This window comes from Bradyrhizobium sp. NAS80.1 (assembly GCF_001908205.1).
GTDB lineage: Bacteria > Pseudomonadota > Alphaproteobacteria > Rhizobiales > Xanthobacteraceae > Bradyrhizobium.
In genome coordinates this window covers 1-20666 of sequence record NZ_LGHL01000025.1, presented here as the reverse complement: position 1 = coordinate 20666, position 20666 = coordinate 1, and the positions used below count along the sequence as shown (strand labels likewise).

Sequence of the window (20666 nt, the reverse complement as noted above, 5' to 3'; positions counted from 1 at the left end):
CGCTGTATCCTGACTGGTTCACCTCGCTTCACTCGGAACTTGAATCCGGGGCCAGCGTGCGTGCGAGCTACGGCGCCTTCATGGATTGCGACGCGGCCAGCAGATTTTGCGGATGTACGCGGATAGCCCCCCGCGAGGACTGTCGAGATCCGCGATGAGAAAGAACGAGATTGATACGACCAAGGGCAGAGTGAGGACGATCACGCCGCCCTTGCGACGCTCGCCAGAACAGCCCCCTCCCTCCGAGGAAAGCGCCGTCTTTTGATCTTAACGAGCGCTTACATGGTTGTTGTGCATTGCCGCCAACATTCTACTTCGTGAACATCGGCCTTGACGACGTGGGCGGTGTTGCCGCTGGCGAAAGATTGAACGTCAGCCAGAGGTTCCAGCCTGCCGGCCGATTTTCGTTGGCGAACTCGCCGTAAGCTTTCACATTGAAATAGCCCTGCAGCTTGTCTCCGAGCGGGACAATGTAGCCGAACTGCGGGCCGACGCCGACCACCCGCGACCGGAAGCAGCCGACGCGATCGCCGGAGCCGCTGTCGCAGCCCAATTGCTGATAGACGTAACCCACGAGGCCGACCTGAATCTGCTTGGTCAGAAATTGCGACGCGCCCCAGTCCAGGTGCATGTCGACGCCGCTCTGAACCTGGGTGGCAGGATTGATGAAGTTGTAGGTGAATCCGAGCACCGCCGAGGCTTCATGCCCGGTCTTTGGGTCGAAATAGGTGTAGCCGCCGCCGGCATCGATCGCCCAGTGCCCGAGCCCTAGATTTGCAAGACGGTTCGATTGATAGGCGCCGACCGGGATGTCCCCGGTGACGTAAGTCATGTAGTTGTTAACGCCGGCGTTCCATTTCATCTGGAACATTGGCAGCAAATCACCGAATGCCATGAGCGAGCTATCGATAGTGTCGAAGCGCGAGAAGGGGATCGCACCGCCCGGTGTCGCCAATGTTCCTGTAACCGACCCCGCGAGCGACGTGGAGTTGGAGCCGTAGACTCCCATCAGACTGGCTGAGGCCTGACCGCCCAAAACCGGCGTTTCGAAGGTGTAGGTACCGGCCAGCAATCCAAGATCCACGGTTGCATTGACGTTCGCGTTCACGGTGGCTGTGAGATTCGCCGGAATGTTCCTGATCTGGAATTCTCTCGCGCGCGCCACATCAGCGCCGGCGGAGACCTGGTCATGATAATACATCGAAGTCATGGACCATCCCGGGGCCTGCGAGGGCACAGCGGCGAGGCTGCCAAAGAATCCGGGTATCCAAAAGCTGATGCCGCTTTCATCGGCGCGCGCAATTTCAGCTGGGAGCAGGAACAGGCCGGCAATCACTCCGACACAGAGCTGCCGCGAACAACCTGGCCTCGACTCTGACCTCGCGTATCGCATTTGCCGTCCCCTGACGCACCCAAGGTCCTCTGCGATTGCCCGACGATCTGGCGTACGCAGACCTTCAATCAGCTGGGTTCTACTTAAGCTGGCACCACCATCTTTCGTCTATGCGAAATCGGCAAAATCGCGGGCCGCCAAGCAATTGATCGGCAAGCTGTCTCTCAAATGCCACAGCCAGAAACCGACCAAGCCGCTTGCCGAATCTGCATAGCCGCGACGGGAAAATGTCCTGAGAGTTCGCCTCAGGACAAAATGAGAGGGATTGGCAGCAGACGGCTTTGCATCCGAGCCACGCGCGCGGCGAGGATTTCGACAACCGGCTGCTGCCCAACGAGTGTGATATTCGTCCTAGCGGAGTGTTAGATGACATCGCTTCGGCTCACCATTCCACTTTTCACGGTTTTGCTGTTGGCAGGCGGACCCTTGGGGTTTGTCGCAAACGTTGCCGGCCAGACTCCCAAAGACACGATCGCAGCCCAAATCCGTACTCAAGGGTTTGCGTGCGACAAGGCTCAGCGAGCCGTACGTGACGCGAAGCTGTCCAAGCCGGATCACGATGTCTGGGTGCTGACGTGCAATAATGCGACCTACCGGGTCAGTCGTTATCCTGACATGGCGGCGAAGGTCGAGCGGCTTCCATAGCCGACCGCAGCAAAGCCTTGCGCGATCACCCTCCCTATGTCCTTGCGCAATTCGCCTTTTCACGGACCGGGATCCCGCACCGTAGCAGACCCCACACCCCAGCATTTGCCGATCCGATCGGCGACTTCCGGCGAGATGACATCGGCAGGCAGCGCTTCTCCAGTGCTCGCCAGCACGGCGTGCGGATCGATACGTTCGATAGCGACCCTGCCGGCGCCGCTTGAAGGACCTGATCGAGACGGTGGACGCCGGGTCAACGCCAGTCGATCAATCTGCGTTGCCGTAGGTTGCTGCCGGCCTGTCCTCGTCTCCGAATAGCAGGGGCAACGTAAGCAGGCGTTTGAAATAGCGGCCCACGGGCGTCTCCTGCGCCATACCAATTCCACCGTGAAGCTGCACGCTATCCTGCGAAATCTTTGTTGCCGAGCGCATCACAATGAAATGCGCGGTAATCACGGCCTGCCGCCGCTCCCGGTCGTGGTCGGCATCGAGAAGTCCGGCGGCCCATTCCGCAACCGTGCGGGACTCCGTCAGAGCCATGTCCATATCGACGAACCGATGCTGCAACACCTGATAGGATGACAGGGGCGCGCCGAATTGCTGACGAACCCTGAGATAGTCGCCGGTCATCTGAACCAGCGTCGCCATCGCGCCCACCGCATCGGCGCAAAGTGCAGCCAGATAAGCGTCCCCGCACCACGCCCATAACCGTTCGGCGTCGACACCCATACCGAGCACAAGTTCGCCGCCAATCACACTATCGGAGAAAACAATATCCGCATAGGGGCAGCCGTCGATGCCAATCACAGCACGTTCGATGCGGAATGCTGCCTTTGGTACGAGCGCGAGAACGTGCGCCCCATCCGATGAAGTGCCATCGACAAGCACATAATCTGCCTCGGCGCCGAACGGCACCAGCCTGCGCGCGCCATCAAGCTTGTATTTGTCGCCAGTCCGGACAACCGCCAACGGCTGATCCGGCAATAGCGCGACCGTGGCGACGGTACTTCCGTCACCCAACCTGGCACGCAGGCCTGCGCTTGAGTCTGCTGAGGAGGATTTCGCCAGCAGCCGCGCAACTACTGCGGATGATCCCACGAAAGGCGACACCGCGCCATGCCGGCCGAGTTGTTCCGCGACGACGCCGACAGCGCGAGCATCATTGAGCCCACCCTCATCTTCCGACAAACCTACCGCGAGCGCACCGGACTGCGCCAGATCGGCCCACAGAGCGTTCCTGTCTTTCGGCGCGGACGACGGCTCCGGCAATAGCCGGTTAAGGGTATCCGCGAGCAATCCGTGCTCCTCACGCGGAACAAAAATCAAATCGGACATGATGATTCAGCCCAGAAGACTCTTAGCGGCGATATTGCGCTGGATCTCGTTCGATCCGGCGTAGATCGTCGTCTTGCGATAGTTGCAGTAGTTCGGCGCGACGTTGGCGTATTCGGAGATCGCATCGAGCGTTTCGTTGCTGCCGCCAGCCAGACTGACAGGCAGCGCATCCGGCCCCAGCATCCGCATCTGCAACTCGAGAACATCCTGCTGCAGGTGCGAGCTCAGCACTTTCAGATAAGGTGCCGGCAGACCGAGCGCTTCGCCGCGCTGTTCGGCGCGAAGGAACCGCAAATTGGTGAGGTCGGTTGCGTGAATGCGCATCTCGAGCGCATTTAAGCGCGCCTTGAACAGCGGATTGTCAAGCGGACGCCGTTCAGCGACCGCGCCCTCAGCCGCCAAGCGCTTAAGGCGCGCGAGTTCGCGCTTACAGAATCCCATGCCACCGAAATTGAGCCGCTCCTTTTCGAGCAGATATTTGGCGCAGGTCCACCCCTGCCCTTCTTGGCCGACAAGGTTCTCGACCGGAACGCGGACGTTCTCGAACCACGTCTCGTTGATCTCGTGATAACCGTCGAAAGTGATGATCGGGCGGACCGTGATGCCAGGCGTCTTCATGTCGACCAGCAGGAAGCTGATGCCATCCTGCTTGCGCGCCGTGGTCGAGGTGCGAACCAGACAGAAGATCCAGTCGGCGTCATGCGCCTCGGTCGTCCAGATCTTCTGGCCGTTGACGATATAATGGCTACCATCACGCACGGCACGTGTCTTCAGCGACGCGAGGTCCGAGCCCGAACCAGGCTCGGAATAGCCCTGACACCAGTAATCTTCGAGAGAAGCGATCCGCGGCAGAAAATACGCCTTCTGCGCGGCAGTGCCGAATTTCATGATGACAGGCGCAACCATCTTCATGCCGAACGGCACCACTTCCGGGGCGCCGGCCTGCCATGCCTCATCCTCGAAAATGTAACGCTGCACCGGAGTGAAGCCCGGACCGCCAAACTCCTTGGGCCATGAATAGCCGCCCCATCCACGTTCGTGGAGAATGCGGGTCCACACCACCTTGTCTTCGCGAGTCGGGCGACCACCCGACAACATGCGATCCCGCAGGTCGCCGGGCAGCTTCTCGGAGATGAAGGAGCGCACTTCCGCGCGGAAGGCTTCCTCTTCTGGTGAAAACAATGTCGCCATCGATGAATCCGATTTACTTGCCCGAGAACCGCGGCGGACGCTTTTCGAGGAAGCTCGCGACGCCCTCGCGGAAATCCTCACTTTGCGCCGCCAAGGCCATTTCGCGATTGGCGTCGATTGTCGCCTCCGCCAGCGTCTGGAACGGCACCTCGTAGACCTGACGCTTGATGACACCGAGCGCCCGCGGCGAGACGAAATCGACGAGATCACGCGCATATTCAAGCGTCTTCTCGCGCAGCTGGTCGGCCGGATACAGGCGATTGACCAAGCCGATCTGCAGCGCCTCGGCACTCGAAACGCGGCGCGCCGACATCAACAGATCAAGTGCATTTGCGTGGCCGACGATCCTCGGCAGCATCCAGCTCAGGCCGTGCTCAGCAATCAGCCCTCGCCGCGAGAACGACGTAGTAAAAACAGTATTATCCGCGGCGAAACGCACATCGCAATACAGCGCATGGACAAGCCCGATACCGGCGGCCGCGCCGTTCAGCATCCCGATCACCGGTTTCGGAATCGCCGGATAGAACGAATAGCGAGTCTGCCAGTCCGGCCGGCGGTTCATGTTGAACGGCTTCATCCACTCGTCACTGCGGATGTCGTTCGGATCCAGCGTCTTGAGATCCTCCATGTCCGCGCCGGCGCAGAATGCCCGGCCGGCGCCGGTCAGAATAATGGCACGAACACCGTCATCAGCAGCCGCGGCGTCCATCGCCTGCCGCACCTCCCGCTCCATGGTCGCGGTCCAGGCATTCATCCGGTCCGGGCGATTGAGGGTGATCGTCGCGATCTTGGCGTCGACATCATAAAGGATGTGCTGATAGCTCATGTTCGTTTCCTCATCGATCCTGCGAAGGCATCTTGCCATCGAGGGCACGCGGACGCGCCAAATAGTCGACCGTCTCCGGTCGTTCCCTCAACCAGCCACCCCAGCGCTTGAGAATTTTCGCCATCCGCTCCGGCTCGACGCCAAGCTGCTGCATGGCGACGCCGCCATTCACCGATTCACGATATTCGCTGAACAGACCGTCACGAACCAGGAAGCGGCTCATCCCGTCAATGACGACAAACTTTCCCTTGAACTGCGGCACGAGCGACGTGAAGCTCGACAGCGACCAGGCATAGCCCATCTTGCCGTCGAACACTGGATCAAACATCTCCCAGCGATAATCATCATCCGCATCGCGCCGGAACAGCTGTTCCAGCATGTAGGCGATTTCCTTGCGGCCGCGATGCGCACCGTAGATGTAGTCGTAATAGATACCGTCTTCGGTGAAGCATCGCGCGAAACGCTCGCCATCCGCAGCCTCGGCCGCCAGCGTAAATTCGGTGAGAAGGCGCCGGAAGTCCTCCGTATTCATGCGCTTCTCTCCGGAGTCCGGTTTGCGCCCATGGCGCGCAGCTTGATGCGATCAATCTTGCCGGTGGCATTGCGCGGCAGCGTATCGACGAACCGCACCTCGCGCGGCACCTTGTAGCGGGCGAGCTTGTTATTGCAGTGATCGAGAAACTCCCCGCCGGTTACACCGGTGCCGGGCAACGGCACTACGAAAGCGACGATCCGTTCGCCGAGCCTCTCATCAGGTACGCCGATAGCGGCGACCTCGAAAATGCCATCGACGCCATGTGCAATCTCTTCGATCTCACGCGGATAGACGTTGTATCCGCCGGTGATGATCATCTCCTTCTTCCGGTCGACCACGTAGAGGAAGCCATCTTCGTCGAGGTAGCCGATGTCGCCGGAGTAGAGCCAGCCGTCGCGGAATGTCTTGGCGGTCAGTTCCGGCTGACGGAAGTAGCCGCGCGCCAATCCGGGGCTCGAAATTGCGATTTCACCGCGTTCGCCGACCGGAACATCCTGTCCGTCCTCGTTGACGATGCGCAATTCGACGCCGAACAGCGGCTGTCCCGCAGAACCGAGCTTACGTGGCGCGTTCCAGAGCCGGCAGTTGGCGATTGACGGACTGGCTTCAGTCATGCCGAAGCCCTCCGAGATCCGCACGCTGAACTTTTCCTCGAACCGACGGTGAACTTCTTCCGGCAATGCCTGCCCGCCCGCGACACATGCCTTCCACGATGACAGGTCGTAATGGGCAGGCAGCTCCTCCTTCAGCAGCGTCCAGTACATCGTCGGAACGCCCATGAAGACCGTGATCTTCTCGTCGTGAATGGTCTTGAGGAACGCTGGGGCGTCGAAGCGATCCGGCAGCACGATCTGCGCACCGGCGAACAGGAACGCCGAGAACACGCACGTGTGGCCGAAAACATGGCTGAGCGGAAGTGCGGTCAGGCAACGATCGCTCTCCGACAGCTTCAGGAGATCGAACGCGAACGCCTGAACGTTCCAGAAAACTCCACCATGAGTCAATTCGATGCCCTTGGGCATCCCCGTGGAGCCGGACGAGTAGAGGATGACCGCGACGTCGTCGGCTTTCGCATGCGGCAACGGCGCCGGATCGGCTTCCGCAAGTGTGATTGGCTCGCGGTCGAGATCATGAAGAGCAATGCCGCTCAGTTCCGCCTGAAGATCGGCAATGACCTTCGACCCGGCGAGGACCAGCCTCGGGTCACAATCCCTAACGATTCCGGCGAGCTCCGGCCCCGCAAGCAGCGGGTTCACCGGTACGGGGACCGCGCCGGCCTGCATGATGCCCTGATACAGTACCACCCAGCGCATACTGTTCGGGAGAATGAACAGGACGCGATCTCCGGCACGAACACCGAGATTCCGCAAGGCACGCGCGCTGCCAGCGGCGCTCCGGTCGAGTTGACGGTACGTGATGGCTTCGCCGCTGGCTTTCACCGCGATGGCATCGGGATGCATTCGCGCATTAAAGCGGACGAAGTTCGCGAGATGCATCTTCATGCGGCACCCCCTTCCGGTTTGCTTCGGCGCAGCCGCGCCGCAAGACTGGCTATCGCAGGCACAAGACCGCGCGGGAGGAAAATCACCGCCAGAATGAGAATCAATCCGTAGGCGATCAAGCGGTAGACTTCGGCGACACGCAGCACCTCCGGCAGCAGAACCGTCAACGCACCGCCTACCAGAGGACCGGTCAGAGTGCCGCTTCCGCCGAGAATAACTGCGAGAATGGCATTGAGCGAAGCATCCGCCGAGAACGGCGTCGGGTTGATGAAGCCCATATAGTGCGCATAGAGCGCGCCAGCGAGCCCGGCCAACGAGGCGCTAAATACGAAGGCAAACAGCTTGTATTTCCAGCAAGCGATGCCCGCGGCCTCGGCGAATACCTCGTTCTGACGGATCGCCTGCAACACCTGGCCGATGCGCGAGCGCACGATCAGCGTCACGATCGTCATCACCGCAAGCAACATGGTCAGAGTCAGATAGTAATACGGCCGCCGCTTCTCGAATGCGAATTCAACGAAGCCAAGATTGATCGGTTCGGGCGACGGAATGCTCGGCAGTCCCGGCTCGCCCTTGGTCAGCGAGATCCAGTTCACCAGAACGATGAACACCACCATATTCATGGCAAGCGTCACGATTGCGAAATAGTGGCCCTTTACCCGGAGCGAGGGGTAACCGGCGACCACGGCCGCAACAGCTGTAATGATCGGCGCGACCACCATCGACACCCACACCGGAAGGCCGAGCCGCATGCTGAGCAATGCGGACGAATAGGCGCCGATCCCCATGAACGCGCCCTGAGCGATCGAGACGTACCCGGTATAGCCCTGAATGATGTTGGCGCCTTGCGCCACCATGACGAAGATCAGCGCGAGAATCGCAAGATGCAGGAAGTAGTTCACCGTGACGATCAGCGGAAAGATGATCGCCGCCGCGACGAGAACTGCAATAGCCAGAACTCTCCACATTATTGTGCCTTCCCGCGCATCAGTCCCTCGGGACGCACCAGCAGAACAGCGATCATCAGCAGGAAGGAGATTACATCCTTATAGCCAGACGAGATGAACGCGGCCGAAAACGCCTCGGTCACGCCGAGCACCATGCCGCCGACAATCGCGCCCGGAATGGAGCCAAGCCCGCCGAGAATGAGAACCGCAAAGCCCTTGACCACCAGCCCCTCGCTGACGCCAGGCGCAACAGCGAACAGCGCGCCGATCAGGACGCCGGCGGCTACGCCGAGCGCCGAGCTGAGAGCGAACACGAACATCGAAACGGAATTGACGTTGATGCCCATTAATACTGCCGCGGGTCGATTTTGCGCGACGGCGCGGACTGCCTTGCCGATCCAGGTTCGCTGGATCAGCAGCGTCATGCCGCCGACCAGGACCGCTGCCGTGAGCAACACATAAATGCGCAACTCAGGCATGGTGACGCCGCCGACAGAGAAGACACGGCCAAATGGCGTCGGGATAATCACCTGATCGACACCGAAGGCCAGCAGGTTGGCCTTTTCGATGATCAACGTCAGACCGAGCGCAATGATGAAGGAGTTGATCGGCGGCGCATTTCTCACCGGGTAGTAAGCCACCCGTTCAAGCACGACGCCGAGCAACGCGCCGCACATCATCGCTAGGACGAAGGACGGCAGAAGGCCGATCCCCAGCGCAGAAATGAGGAAGAAGACGAGATAGCCGCCGAACATGGCGACGCTGCCATGCGCGAAATGCGCGATACCGAGAATGCCGAAGATCGTCGTCAGGCCGAGCGCGATCAGCGTGTAGATGCTGCCGACGACGAGGCCGTTGAAGATCTGCTGAAGGAAATCGATGATCATGGCAGGGTTTCCTGACCGGCCTGCTCTCGCAGGCCGGTCGGTCGATGCGCTAGTCGCGAACCGTCTTGAGGAAGTTGGAATACGCCACAGAGTCGGACGGAAGCTCGGCCACGAACTTCCAGTTGCCGTTGGTCCACTGGAAGGCACCGTTCGAGATGTAAGCCTGGCCCTTGCCGTCGAACATCTTGCCGTCGATCGGCAGATACTTGAGCAAGGCTTCCTTCGGCACCGGCAGGTTGCGCAGGGTATCTTGGATCTTCTTCAGATCGGTCACCGTGCCGGCGGCCTGCAGTGCGTCACGGAGCACATACACCTGGTCATAGGCATAGGCTGTGTTCGGCGTCGGGTTCTCGTTGTACTTCTTCTTGTAGTGTTCGACGAACGCGGTCGCCTTCGGGCCCAGAATTTCGGCATTGAACTCGATCGCCAGCAGATCGATAACGCCATCCATCTGCTCGTTGGTGGCGACCTTCAGGAACTGCTCGGGGCTGCCGCCGGAGAAACCAAAGCGCTTGACCTTGATGCCGAGTTCGGAGGCCTGACGATGGCTGAATGCGACCTGCTCGACATAACCCGAGATGAACAGCGCATCAGGATTGAGGCCGCGCAGCTTGGTGAGCTGAGCCGTCATATCGCGATCATGGCCACCGAACGTCTCAAGGGCAACGACCTTGCCACCCGCGTCTTCGAACGCCTTGATCATGGCCTCACGGTACTGGGTATACAGAGCGACGTCGCGCACCGCGAGGACGCCGAGCGTCTTCACGCCCTGCTGCGCAATGTAGCGGCCAGCGGCGGCGCCGGTGTAGTCACCCGGCGGACGAGTGCGGAACACGTTCTTGCTGCCGAGCGAGGTGATCGAACGCGCGCCAGCGGTGCCGACGAGAACGATGACGTCCTCCTTGCCGATGAACGATGCCATCGCGCCGCCGGATGCCGAGCAGCAATACCCCAGAATGAACTGAACGCCATCGCGGTCGATCAGCTTGCGCGCGACGTTGGTGGCCTCGGTCGAGTCGGCCTTGTCGTCGTAGTCGATCGTCTTGATCTTGTAGTTGTCGGCGCCGACCTTGATACCACCCGCGCTGTTGATTTCTTCGATGGCGAGATCGATCGCCTTCTTCTGCGGCACGCCATAGACCGCACCGCCGCCGCTCAGCGCATCGCTGTAGCCGACCGACAGCGTCTTCTCGGCCGCAACCGCCGGCGCCGCCGCCAGCATCGCCGCAGCAATAGAGAACGTCAGAAACTTTTTCATTTTGCTCCTCCCGTGAAATTCAATAACCAAGATAGGCGTTCTGCACGCCCTCGTTCCTGGCGAGGTCCGCGGACGGCCCCTCAAGCACGATCAAGCCCGCCTCAAGCACGTAGGCGCGGTCCGCAACACGCAGCGCCATCGACACCGACTGCTCGACCAGCAGAATGGTAACGCCCCGCGCCTTGATCGCGAGCAGCGTCTGCTCAATTTCATCGACCACGCGCGGTGCAATTCCGAGCGAGGGTTCGTCGAAGATGCAGAGCCTCGGGCGAGCCATCAGCGCACGAGCAATCGCCACCATCTCCTGCTCGCCGCCGGACAAGGTGCCGGCCAACTGCCCCGATCGTTCCCGCAGCCGCGGAAATAGCGCCATCATCTCGTCGATGTCGCCCTCGATGGACTCGCGCCGCCGTGAATATGCGCCGAGCTGCAGGTTCTCGAGCACCGTCATTTCCGCGAACATCTGGCGGCCCTCCGGGCACATCGAGATGCCGCGATGCGCCACGCGATGCCCAGGCAAACCCAGGATCGACTGACCTTCGAAGCGGATTTCGCCGCTCATCGCAGGTATCAGCCCACAGATCGCCTTCAGGATCGTGGATTTTCCGGCGCCATTCGGGCCGATCAGCGAGACGCATTCGCCGGCCTTGACGTCGAACGACACGCCATGAACGACTTCGGCCAGCCCGTAGCCGATCCGCAGATTGCTGACCTCAAGCATGATCGCGATGTCCGAGATAAGCGTCGATAACTGTCTGGTTCGCGCGGATTTCGGCGGGCGTTCCTTCCGCGATCTTCTGCCCAAAATTGAGCACGACAATGCGATCGCACACTTCCATGATCAGCCCCATGTGATGCTCGATCACGAGCGCGCTGATGCCACGCTGCGGAAGGTCACGAATGATGCGCGCCAGCGCACGACGCTCGCCAGCCACCATGCCGGCGGCTGGCTCGTCGAGCAAAACCAGATCCGGGCTCGCCGCCAGCGCAACCGCGATCATCAGCAGGCGCTGCTCGGCGGCCGATAGCGTCGCGGCGATCTGATCCTTGCGCGGACCAAGACCAACAAAATCCAGCACCTCGTCGGCCTGCTTGCTGATTTGGCGATGTTCGCTGACGGCATGGGACGCGCGCGAGATTGAGCCGATAGCGCCGGCCTTGAACATAGAGTGACAGCCGACCAGCACATTCTGCCGTGCGGTGTATTCCGGAAAGACCTGGGTCGCCTGGAACGTGCGCGCCAGCCCTCGAGCGACGACATCATAGATAGGTCGCCCGGTGATAACCTCGCCCTTGAAGCGCACCTGACCGCCGCTGACGGGCAAAAGACCCGACAGCAAATTGACGCAGGTCGATTTGCCGGACCCATTCGGCCCGATCAAGCCGACAATTTCGTTCCGGCCGATGGCAAAGGACACATCCTTGAGCGCCTGGACGCCGCCAAATCTCTTCGAAATGGCTTCGACGCTGAGCAATTCACCCTGCTGAGAACTTCGGTTGGCAGTCGCAGTCGTCACAATCGGCACCCGGTCAAAGTCGGACGCATCTTGAGGATGACGACCCGCCTGTCAACTCCAAAAGCGGCTAATCGACTTTAAAGTCGAAAAGTGGGCGCGACAAATCCGCCCGGGCCAAGACGGGCATGGAACGGCTATCAGATGGCAGGAGTAAACAGACGACTGCCCGGAATCGGACCCACGCCCGGTGCCGCCAGGGCACGGCAGACAAAACCGGCAATCCCCTCGCCGACTTCTTCGACGCTCCATTGGCCGCCGGGCCGGTACCACTTCGTCACCCAGTTCACCGCACCGAGGACGTTGAACACGGCAAAGCGCGCCTCCCCGGGCAAGATCACCCCCTCAGCCTGGCCCTTCAGGACCATCTCGATCAGGGCGCCTTCAAACTTGTCGCGCTCATGAATGACCCGGGTGAGTTGAACGGGAGTAAGCGACTTTTCTTCAAGAATAACAACACTATAGCTATTTTCACCGATCATCGACTGGACGTAGTTCGAGATCGTGCGGCGCAACCGCTCCAGGCCATTGAGGCTCGTGTCATGACAGATGGTCGAGATCGCCTGTTCGGAGGCCGCCAGATGGCATTGGTAGAGAAGATCGCGCTTATTCTTGACGTAATGATAGAGGGTCGGTTTGCTGATCCCTAGCCCTTCGGCGATGTCCTCAAGCGCGGTACCGTGATAACCGTTTTTGCGAAATGCTTTGGCGGCTTCACGATAGAGCGCATCTTCTCTCAACTTCTTGAGTTCGGTCGCGCTTGCAACTGCGTTGTTCCATCGAGCCATAGGGTCACCCTTAAAGGCACCTTATAGCCACCCGACTCACGGGTCGACAATTCGATTTTGAGCGCTTCTCGGACAAGGCTGCCCGGAGTGGCCGCCCGAAGGCGATTGGCCCGACTGCTCGGAGCTACCTGCCAACGCGCGCAGCGCGCGGTCGGCGACGCTCATGTCGTTTCCAACATGCACGCCATTCCCATCACCTTTCGGGTAGCACCCCCGGGCAGCTTGGGTTCTCTATAGAGGAGATCAAGTTCACTGGGTCATTCAGAAGGAGCTCAAGCAGGTGAGTGACCGCAGGCAACTGTGCACTCGACCCGATGATCGCCAACAAGCGAGGCGGCGTCGAAATGGAAGACATGCAACGCCTCATCGTATGTCAATCAGTCCCTGGGTTGCCAACCTGCGGTGGCGGAAAGAGCGCGGGCGTGCGCGATAAGTGATGTCGCCGTAGGGCCTTTTAGATCGTCGTGGAGTATGCCGATGGGCCCCATCATCGTAATGGCGGCGATCATGAAGCCAGCCTGATCGAAAATTGGCGCCGATAGGGACGTGAAGTTGGGCAGAAGGGCATCACGACAGCGACTGATGCCGTCCCGGCGTATTGTCTCCACCATTTCCTCAACCTCGGACTTGGTCGTCGGCGCGTCGTCGACCCTTGCGTGACGTGAGAGTTCCTCCTTCAGCTCCTGGTCAAGCATCTGTTCAGTGATTGATCGCGGCAGGTGCGCGAGAAAGTTTCGTCCGAGGGCTGATCGCAACAGGCTCAATACACTACCGACACGCAATTCAATAATGGGTCGGCTTGCGCCACCTTCAACACGATAGATGATTGTCGGTCCGCGGTTGCCCCAAACACCTAGAAACACCGTGTGGCCAATCGTCGTGGCAAGGTCGGTCATTGCAGGACGAGCTGCGGTGAAGACGTCGAACTGCTCGATAGCGGCCATGCCGAGCTTTAGCGCATAGGGACCGAGAGCGTAGCACCCGGTATCTGTCTCCTGTCGAACGATACCGACGGCCTGAAAACTCACCAGGTAGTAGTGAACGTTCGCAGCCGACATCCCCGTGCTGGCGGCGATCATCTTGAGCGGGACCGGTCGTGGCTCGGTCCTCAGATAATCAAGGATCTTGAAGCCGATCTCGATCGACTGGATGCCGCGCCGTCCTGTGCGCTTGGCCCTTACAGCTTTGGGTTTCGATCCTCGCGCCGCAGCACTCGACGGATCGGGCGGGTAGGTTCCGCGCGACTTATTCACTGAAAGTCCTTTTAAATCATGGCGTTAGGCGATTTTCCGGCTTGGCGCATTATTGGGCGCGTCGCGCCAGATATTCAAGCAGCCTTATTTGACCACATCATATGTATCTGACTAAATAAAATCATTGATCCGTTGCCGGGCTTCCCCGCGAGGCGTCGATGAACTCGTCCTCGCAGGGCTGAAAACGCTCCCCTCGCGCAACGTCGCGCCCCCACGAATAGTCGGGTGTCCGGTAGCCTTTGAATGTCGTTCGATTTTGAACCAGGAGACCGGTCCGCGGCAATTCGCCGTCATCGGGGAAGTCCTGTGCGGACACGTGGACGACGCATTCGTCATCGATGCCGACAAGGGCTACATCGATACACTCGGTCTTGACCTCATCGCCCGCATGCACGGCTCTGGATGGTATTCTCGCCCCGGTGGCCTCTTCCAACTGGTGCGACCGAAGCCAATTGCCTGAGCCGTTCGGGCGCGAATGTGCGCAGAGAAGCCATTTCAGAAACGGCTCCGCCGTCGAACGACCGCGCAGAAGTAATCGCGTCGTCACACCGCTCGTCGGCGATGCACATACCGAGCGTACAATGCGGCGTCCATGCTCCCCACGGAGTATTTCATGCATGCGGGTGGGTGATGCGATCGGGCACCCGCTACCATGCGTATCGCACCGTACCCTTTCCTGCGTAGGATCTGGTGACGTTGGAGAACTCGCCTTCGAGGGTGGCCGCCGCCGACCAGCCGTTCATCCACTTCACCTCCGCGGAGGCCGTGGTCAGCGCGGAGTCGCTGGCCTGCCGCGCACCGTTGACCACAAAGCTCGCGCCGGGCAGCGCCTGGAAGGTCGTGGCGATGGCGCGGTCCGGATTGAAATCATGGGCCCAGGCGAAGCGGCCACGCAGCGTCAGCACGCCGCTCTGCATGGCGAAAGATTTGTCGGCACGGATTCCCAGTTCGCTTCGGCTATCCGTCACGCTCTTCGCAGCATAGGCGAGCGCAAAGGCCGGCGTGCCCAGGATGGCCTGCTCGGCATAGGCCGGTAGCTCAATCACTGTGAACTGGCCGCTAGCGTAGGGCGTGATGCCAATGCCACCGGTCCACGGCGCGACGAAGCGATAGCCGCCCTCCACCCGCCCGCTCCACGCATTGGCATTGAAGTCGGCATGCAGCCGGTCAACGCCGGCGATGGTCACGGTGCGGTCGGTGCTGATGTCCTGCGAGCCATAGGCGAGCGCGCTCGAGAGGTAGAACGGCCCGTTGTTGTGCCGGAAATAGCCGCCGGCCTGGAACAGGTCGGAACGGCCGCTGCCGAGATTGTTCACACTGAAATTGGTCCCGCCGCCGGCCAGCGCAAAGCCGACTAGCGTATTTGCTAAGAACCGGTAATCGGCCCCGACAGCGGTCCCAAACAGGCGGCTCGTCGCGCCGTTCGGTCCAACGGCAGCGTTGCCGTCCGTGCTCTGCGATCCCCCGAAGCCGGCGCCCCACACGCTCCAGCGCTGCAAGGCAGCGGGCGCCGCCTTGGTCAGCATCGCAAACGCATCTTCGCGCCTGGTCGCAGCATATGCGCTCTCGGCAAAGCCGGTCGCGTCAGGCGCCGTGCCATCGCCGCCGTTACGCGCCATAAAGGGATCGGTCAGCAGGCCCATGAACAGGCCCATTGCGTTGAACGTCGCCTGCTGCGCGCCCGTGCCGATCTCGCCCGAAGCTTGGGTGAGCCCGGCGGCGGAGAACGCTGCATAGGTCATCGCAATCGAGCCGTTGCTGTTGAAGTAGTTGGTCAGCGCGTTGCCCAGGCTTGCTGGTTCTGGTTCAGTCCGCCCGGTATCGAGAAGTAGTTGAGAGTGAGATCGAGATAGGCGTGGGTGGCGTCGTAGCTGAGCGCGGTGTGGAAATTGGCCGGCAGGTTGGTGTTGACCGGGTTGGCCGCGAAAGTGCCGGAGACGCCGCCGTTGGCGGTCAGGATGGTGTATTTCTTCGAGATGTAGCTTCGGGGCGCGAAGACGGCATTGACGGTCGCGCCGCCAAGCGTCGCCGTGCCGGTCACGCTGGTAAAGGAGGCGGTCGCCGGATTGACCGCGACGAGATACATCGCGCCCGACTGAAACGCGAGATTGCCTGAGATCGCGAGCGAGGCGCCGGCGGTGCCATTGCCGCCCAGCAGCGAGCCGCCGCTGTTGACCGTCGTGTCGCCGACCGTTCCCGTGCCCATCAGCAGGCTGCCGCCATTCACTGAAGTGAGCGCGGAGGACGCGATCGAGCCGTCCACTCTCAGGATGCCGCCGTCCACCGTCGTCGCGCCGGTGTAGGTGTTGACACCGGACAGCGTCAGCGTGCCAGTCCCGGTCTTCACCAGCGACCCGCCGGTGGCGCCGGCCGCATAGCACGGTGGGCTCACGCTGCAGTCGCTGATCACGCCGCTCACCTCTGTGCTCAGATTGTTTCCGCCGACAGAGAGCTTGCGTGCGCCCAGAAAGAAATCGCCGGCGCCCGCAATCGAGCCGACGCTGAGCCTGCTGTCCCCCGCAGGTCCCGTCGACCCCGAGAAATCAACCCGGCCGCTGGCAGCATTGATGATGGCGGCGTTGCCTCCCGTGCTGGTGCCGTAGAAGCCCACTAAGCTGTGCGCGTTGTTGGTGATGGTGGCGTTGCCGGCCGTGCTGGCGCCGGAGAAAGCCACGAAGGCGGCGCCCCCATTGTTGGTGATGGCGGCGCTCCCGGCGGTGCTGGTGTCGGAGAAACCAATTACGCCGTAGTTCGTGATCGTGGCGCTGCCGGCCGTGCTGCTGTCGCGGAACGAGACGGCCCCCGCGATCCCCCCACCATCACCGCCCCCATCGCCATAGTTGGTGATGTGGGCGCTGCCGGCAGTACTGGTGTTGTAGAAATTCAAGTAACCGTAAGTGGTGATAGCCGCGTTGCCCGCCGAGCCGGTGTTGTAGAAATTCAGGCCGCTATATGCGGGCAAGTTAATGGTGGCGCCGCCGGTCGTGCTGGCATTGCGGAAATTAAGGCTCCCCCCGTCGAGGACGGTGATGGTGGCGCTGCCGCCGTTGATGACGATGCCTGCGCCATTGAAATTCAACGACTGGTCGTTGGCGAACGTGTAATTTCCCGCCCCGGCATTGAACGTCCAGCCGCCGACGTCCGTCCTGTTGGTTTCATCGTTGGGGTAAAGTGACAGGCTGGTGATGTTCGATGCCCCGAAGTAGGCGGTGCCTGATGGCACCGTGCCGCTGCTCCAGTTGCGGGGGTAGTTGTAATCGCCGTTGATGGGAGCGGCGAGCCAGGTGGCGTCCTGGGCCGCCGCCGGCAAGCCCGCCGCAACCAGCGCCGTTGAGGCGAGCAGCGCGGCGCGCAACTGGCTGCCGCCGGCGCCGCGCAGCCCGACACAATAATAACGCCCACCGAACATCTTCCGCCCCTGACCTCGGAAGTCCGCGCGCCTGCCCGGCATCGCAGTCTCCCTTCGGCACGACTCCCCACATCAACCTTGGCCATTCCTGCCATTTCGGGGCAGCAAGGTCCTGAGATTGCGGGCCAAGTCATTCTGAATTTTTTTGATGTTCGCCGCACCCGTGCGTTTGCACAGTAAGCCCCCGGCAAGGGCCGTCTTCCCGGATTGTGTTCGAGCGTGAGATGGTTTGCTCATTGATTTGCAAACAAATGAGCAAACGTGACGACGGTTACGGTTCTGTCCGGTCCAGAGCGGCGACGGCGGTGGACCACTGCCGAGAAGCTTCGGATCGTGGAGGAGAGTCTGGCGCCTGGGGCCAGTGTTGTCGAGGTTGCTCGACGACATGATGTTCACCGCAATCTGGTCACGGCCTGGCGGCGGCAGGCGCGCACCGGCGTGCTGGCGTGCGGGTCTGGGCCGATGCAGCGGCAGGATGACGAAGTCCGTTTTGCGGCAGTCGCCATTGCGCCAGACCGGCAACCGTTGACGGCGTCCGCCGAGACATGCGGTTGGATCGAGATCGAGTTCGCGGCCGGGGCTCGGATGCGGATCACGGGCGCGGTTGACGCGGCGACGCTGAGCGCAGTCGTGGCGGCGCTGACTGATGGACGGTCACGATGATCCCGTTGCCGGCCGGCGTGCGGGTATGGCTCGCGACCGGCCATACCGACATGCGGAAGGGCTTTCCGTCGCTGGCGTTGCAGGTTCAGGAGATCCTGCATCGCGACCCGCTGGGTGGCCACCTGTTTTGCTTCCGCGGTCGTCGCGGCAATCTCTTGAAGGTGATCTGGCATGACGGCCAGGGCGCCTGCCTGTTCACGAAACGCCTGGAGCGGGGGCGCTTCATCTGGCCGAGCCCGGCTGAGGGTGTGGTCACGATCTCGTCTGCGCAACTCGGTTATCTCTTGTCCGGGATCGACTGGAGGCACCCACAAGAGACGTGGCGGCCGACATCGGTCGGATGAGGCTTTGAGCTTCTCGGATCGTGATGGATGTGATTCCATCATGGTCGTGACCACATCTGAATCGCTTCCCACCGATCTTGCTGCTGCGCATGCAATGATCCTCGCCGAACGGGCCGCGCGGCTCGAAGCGGAGGCGGTTGCTGCGAGCGCCAAAGCTGAAGCTGCCAATGCGAAGGCGGCCGAGGCACTGATCAGTTACCTCAAGCTCGAGATCGAGAAGCTGCGTCGGCAGATTTACGGCAGCCGCTCGGAGCGCAAGGCACGGTTACTGGAGCAGATGGAGCTTCAGCTTGAAGAGCTGGAAGTGACGGCGACCGAGGACGAGCTGGCGGCCGAGAGGGCGGCGGCTCAGACACAGACCGTCAAGTCCTTCCAGCGCAAGCGCCCGGCGCGCAAACCGTTCCCCGATCATCTACCGCGCGAGCGGGTCGTGGTCGCCGCACCGGAGAGCTGTCCCTGCTGCGGCTCATCGAAGCTATCAAAGCTGGGCGAGGACATCACCGAGACGCTGGAGGTCGTTCCCCGGCAGTGGAAGGTGATCCAGACCGTGCGCGAGAAGTTATCGTGCCGGGACTGCGAGACGATCACCCAGCCGCCGGCGCCCTTCCACGTGACGCCGCGTGGCTTTGCCGGCCCTAACCTCTTGGCCATGATCCTGTTCGAGAAGTTTGGCCAACATCAGCCCTTGAACCGGCAGAGCGAGCGCTACGCCCGGGAGGGCATCGACCTGAGCCTGTCGACACTGGCCGACCAGGTCGGCGCCTGTGCGGCGGTCCTGCAGCCGCTTTATGGGCTAATCGAGCGCCACGTCCTGGCCGCCGATCGGCTGCATGGCGATGACACCACGGTGCCGATCCTGGCCAAGGGTCAGACGGTCAAGGGGCATATCTGGACCTATGTCCGCGACGATCGGCCGTTTGGCGGCCGTGATCCACCGGCCGCGCTCTATTACGCCTCACGCGATCGACGGCAGGAGCATCCCTCGCGCCATCTCCAAAGCTTCACCGGCATCCTGCAGGTCGACGCCTATAGCGGCTATAACGAATTGTATGACGCCTCGCGCGCACAGGGGCCGGTTACGCCTGCACTCTGTTGGGCCCATGCCAGGCGGCAGTTTTTTGAACTGGCGGACATCGCCGCCAATGCGAGGCGCGACAAGAATGCCGCAGCGATCTCGCCGATTGCCCTGGAGGCAGTCAAGCGCATCGATGCGCTGTTCGATATCGAGCGCGGCATCAACGGCCAAAGCGCCGAAGAGCGTCTGCGGGTGCGCAAGGAACAAAGCGTCCCGCTCTTAACGGCATTGGAAGTATGGCTACGCCAGCAGCGCGCCCGGCTGTCGAACTCCTCATCGGTCGCCAAGCCCATCGACTACATGCTGCGCCGCTGGGATCGGTTCGCGCGCTTCCTGGACGACGGGCGGATCTGCCTCACCAACAACGCCGCCGAACGCGCGCTGCGCGGCTTTGCCCTCGGACGCAAGTGCTGGCTCTTCGCCGGCTCGGAACGCGGCGCCGACCGCGCCGCCGTCATGGCGACGCTGATCATGACGGCAAAGCTCAACGACGTCGATCCGCAGGCCTGGCTCGCCGACGTGCTCGCCCGCATCAACGACCAAGCCAGCCACAGGCTCGATGAGCTTCTGCCCTGGAACTGGCATAAGCTCGTGCCGAGCCATGGCGAAGTTGCGTGAGCAAGGAGGACACATGGGATCGACCGGCCTTTCCGCGGCAGAAAAATCGGCGGTGACAGCCGCCTGCCAGGAGCTGATCGATAACTTCCTGAAGCCCAGCTTCCTGTCCGCCATCCGGCCGACGCAGTTCAACTACCCCGTCGATATCCTAGGAAAGTGGCTCGGCACCAAGTATCGCTTCGTTCAACGCTACCGCTCCGGCTTCCCGGAGAATCTCGGCGAAGAGTTCGACGCCCCCCTTCGCCCGCCTCGACTGGATCAGTCGCAACCGCTTCAACATCCAGTGGCACCGTCACACCGGAGAATGGTTCTGCCTGCATCGCGGCCTTACCCTCGCCGAAGCGATTGACACGCTAAGATCCGACGGATTGCTCCATCCCAATTGAACATGTTCGGCTAACCGCGGTACTCGCCGGCTTTCAATTACCCACAAGCGCCTGATTCAATTGCGGGAGGCTTCGATCGAAGAATCTTGAATCGGAT

General features: G+C 61.3%; 19 protein-coding genes and 1 pseudogene. 6 read left to right on the top strand and 14 right to left on the bottom strand.

Features of this window, described 5'->3' with window-relative positions; translation table 11 throughout:
* Nucleotides 1–310: 310 nt before the first annotated feature.
* The gene (locus tag AC629_RS06465) at nucleotides 311–1336 is read right to left on the bottom strand and encodes a SphA family protein (RefSeq protein ID WP_245331733.1); all 1026 of its coding nucleotides are present in this window, start codon (nucleotides 1334–1336) and stop codon (nucleotides 311–313) included.
* Between the two features lie 423 nt (nucleotides 1337–1759).
* Between AC629_RS06465 and AC629_RS06460 the strand changes: the two genes are divergently transcribed.
* Nucleotides 1760–2038 (top strand): hypothetical protein, encoded by a 279-nt coding sequence (locus tag AC629_RS06460; protein WP_245331732.1) that lies wholly within the window; start codon nucleotides 1760–1762, stop codon nucleotides 2036–2038.
* Between the two features lie 267 nt (nucleotides 2039–2305).
* Here the strand turns inward: AC629_RS06460 and AC629_RS06455 are convergent, their stop codons facing one another.
* The 12 genes from AC629_RS06455 to AC629_RS06400 form a co-directional block, all read right to left on the bottom strand.
* Nucleotides 2306–3373, bottom strand: a complete 1068-nt coding sequence (locus AC629_RS06455; RefSeq protein WP_084803904.1) for an acyl-CoA dehydrogenase family protein — start codon at nucleotides 3371–3373, stop codon at nucleotides 2306–2308.
* A gap of 6 nt (nucleotides 3374–3379) precedes the next feature.
* Nucleotides 3380–4564 (bottom strand): acyl-CoA dehydrogenase family protein, encoded by a 1185-nt coding sequence (locus AC629_RS06450; RefSeq protein WP_084803903.1) that lies wholly within the window; start codon nucleotides 4562–4564, stop codon nucleotides 3380–3382.
* A 13-nt stretch (nucleotides 4565–4577) separates the two neighbouring features.
* Nucleotides 4578–5390, bottom strand: coding sequence for an enoyl-CoA hydratase (locus AC629_RS06445; RefSeq protein ID WP_084803902.1), 813 nt, complete (start codon nucleotides 5388–5390; stop codon nucleotides 4578–4580).
* A gap of 10 nt (nucleotides 5391–5400) precedes the next feature.
* Nucleotides 5401–5922 carry a nuclear transport factor 2 family protein gene (locus tag AC629_RS06440; protein WP_084803901.1) on the bottom strand — a complete coding sequence of 174 codons (522 nt, stop codon included), beginning with the start codon at nucleotides 5920–5922 and terminating at the stop codon, nucleotides 5401–5403.
* Complete coding sequence (locus AC629_RS06435) at nucleotides 5919–7427, bottom strand: class I adenylate-forming enzyme family protein (RefSeq protein ID WP_084803900.1); 1509 nt, start codon at nucleotides 7425–7427, stop codon at nucleotides 5919–5921. The genes AC629_RS06440 and AC629_RS06435 overlap by 4 nt, the downstream gene beginning before the upstream one ends.
* Complete coding sequence (locus tag AC629_RS06430) at nucleotides 7424–8395, bottom strand: branched-chain amino acid ABC transporter permease (protein ID WP_084803899.1); 972 nt, start codon at nucleotides 8393–8395, stop codon at nucleotides 7424–7426. The genes AC629_RS06435 and AC629_RS06430 overlap by 4 nt, the downstream gene beginning before the upstream one ends.
* Nucleotides 8395–9261, bottom strand: coding sequence for a branched-chain amino acid ABC transporter permease (locus tag AC629_RS06425; protein WP_084803898.1), 867 nt, complete (start codon nucleotides 9259–9261; stop codon nucleotides 8395–8397). The genes AC629_RS06430 and AC629_RS06425 overlap by 1 nt, the downstream gene beginning before the upstream one ends.
* Nucleotides 9262–9310: 49 nt before the next feature.
* A complete protein-coding gene (locus AC629_RS06420) occupies nucleotides 9311–10519 on the bottom strand; it encodes an ABC transporter substrate-binding protein (protein WP_084803897.1) in 1209 nt (402 codons plus the stop codon).
* 19 nt (nucleotides 10520–10538) lie between these two features.
* Nucleotides 10539–11240 carry an ABC transporter ATP-binding protein gene (locus AC629_RS06415; protein WP_084803896.1) on the bottom strand — a complete coding sequence of 234 codons (702 nt, stop codon included), beginning with the start codon at nucleotides 11238–11240 and terminating at the stop codon, nucleotides 10539–10541.
* Nucleotides 11233–11994: an ABC transporter ATP-binding protein gene (locus AC629_RS06410; RefSeq protein WP_084803895.1), complete on the bottom strand. Its 762-nt coding sequence runs from the start codon at nucleotides 11992–11994 to the stop codon at nucleotides 11233–11235. Before AC629_RS06410 ends, AC629_RS06415 begins: the two co-directional genes overlap by 8 nt.
* Nucleotides 11995–12173: 179 nt before the next feature.
* The gene (locus AC629_RS06405) at nucleotides 12174–12821 is read right to left on the bottom strand and encodes a TetR/AcrR family transcriptional regulator (RefSeq protein WP_084803894.1); all 648 of its coding nucleotides are present in this window, start codon (nucleotides 12819–12821) and stop codon (nucleotides 12174–12176) included.
* 377 nt (nucleotides 12822–13198) lie between these two features.
* On the bottom strand, nucleotides 13199–14074 hold the full coding sequence (locus tag AC629_RS06400; protein ID WP_084803893.1) for an IclR family transcriptional regulator: 876 nt from the start codon (nucleotides 14072–14074) through the stop codon (nucleotides 13199–13201).
* Between the two features lie 316 nt (nucleotides 14075–14390).
* Here AC629_RS06400 and AC629_RS47630 point away from each other — a divergent pair, with 316 nt between their 5' ends.
* On the top strand, nucleotides 14391–14534 hold the full coding sequence (locus AC629_RS47630; protein ID WP_210419002.1) for a hypothetical protein: 144 nt from the start codon (nucleotides 14391–14393) through the stop codon (nucleotides 14532–14534).
* 187 nt (nucleotides 14535–14721) lie between these two features.
* On the opposite strand, the pseudogene AC629_RS50435 reads toward AC629_RS47630, so the two are convergent.
* Nucleotides 14722–17297, bottom strand: a pseudogene (locus AC629_RS50435) (autotransporter outer membrane beta-barrel domain-containing protein).
* A gap of 447 nt (nucleotides 17298–17744) precedes the next feature.
* Between AC629_RS50435 and tnpA the strand changes: the two are divergent.
* The 4 genes from tnpA to AC629_RS50430 all read left to right on the top strand — a co-directional run bounded on the left by tnpA (nucleotide 17745) and on the right by AC629_RS50430 (nucleotide 20569).
* On the top strand, nucleotides 17745–18146 hold the full coding sequence (gene tnpA / locus AC629_RS06385; protein ID WP_084803892.1) for an IS66-like element accessory protein TnpA: 402 nt from the start codon (nucleotides 17745–17747) through the stop codon (nucleotides 18144–18146).
* Nucleotides 18143–18490, top strand: coding sequence for an IS66 family insertion sequence element accessory protein TnpB (gene tnpB, locus AC629_RS06380; protein WP_027520144.1), 348 nt, complete (start codon nucleotides 18143–18145; stop codon nucleotides 18488–18490). The genes tnpA and tnpB overlap by 4 nt, the downstream gene beginning before the upstream one ends.
* A 94-nt stretch (nucleotides 18491–18584) precedes the next feature.
* On the top strand, nucleotides 18585–20183 hold the full coding sequence (gene tnpC, locus AC629_RS06375; protein WP_143198950.1) for an IS66 family transposase: 1599 nt from the start codon (nucleotides 18585–18587) through the stop codon (nucleotides 20181–20183).
* A gap of 173 nt (nucleotides 20184–20356) precedes the next feature.
* Nucleotides 20357–20569, top strand: a complete 213-nt coding sequence (locus AC629_RS50430) for a DUF3024 domain-containing protein (protein WP_502693000.1) — start codon at nucleotides 20357–20359, stop codon at nucleotides 20567–20569.
* Nucleotides 20570–20666 lie beyond the last annotated feature (97 nt).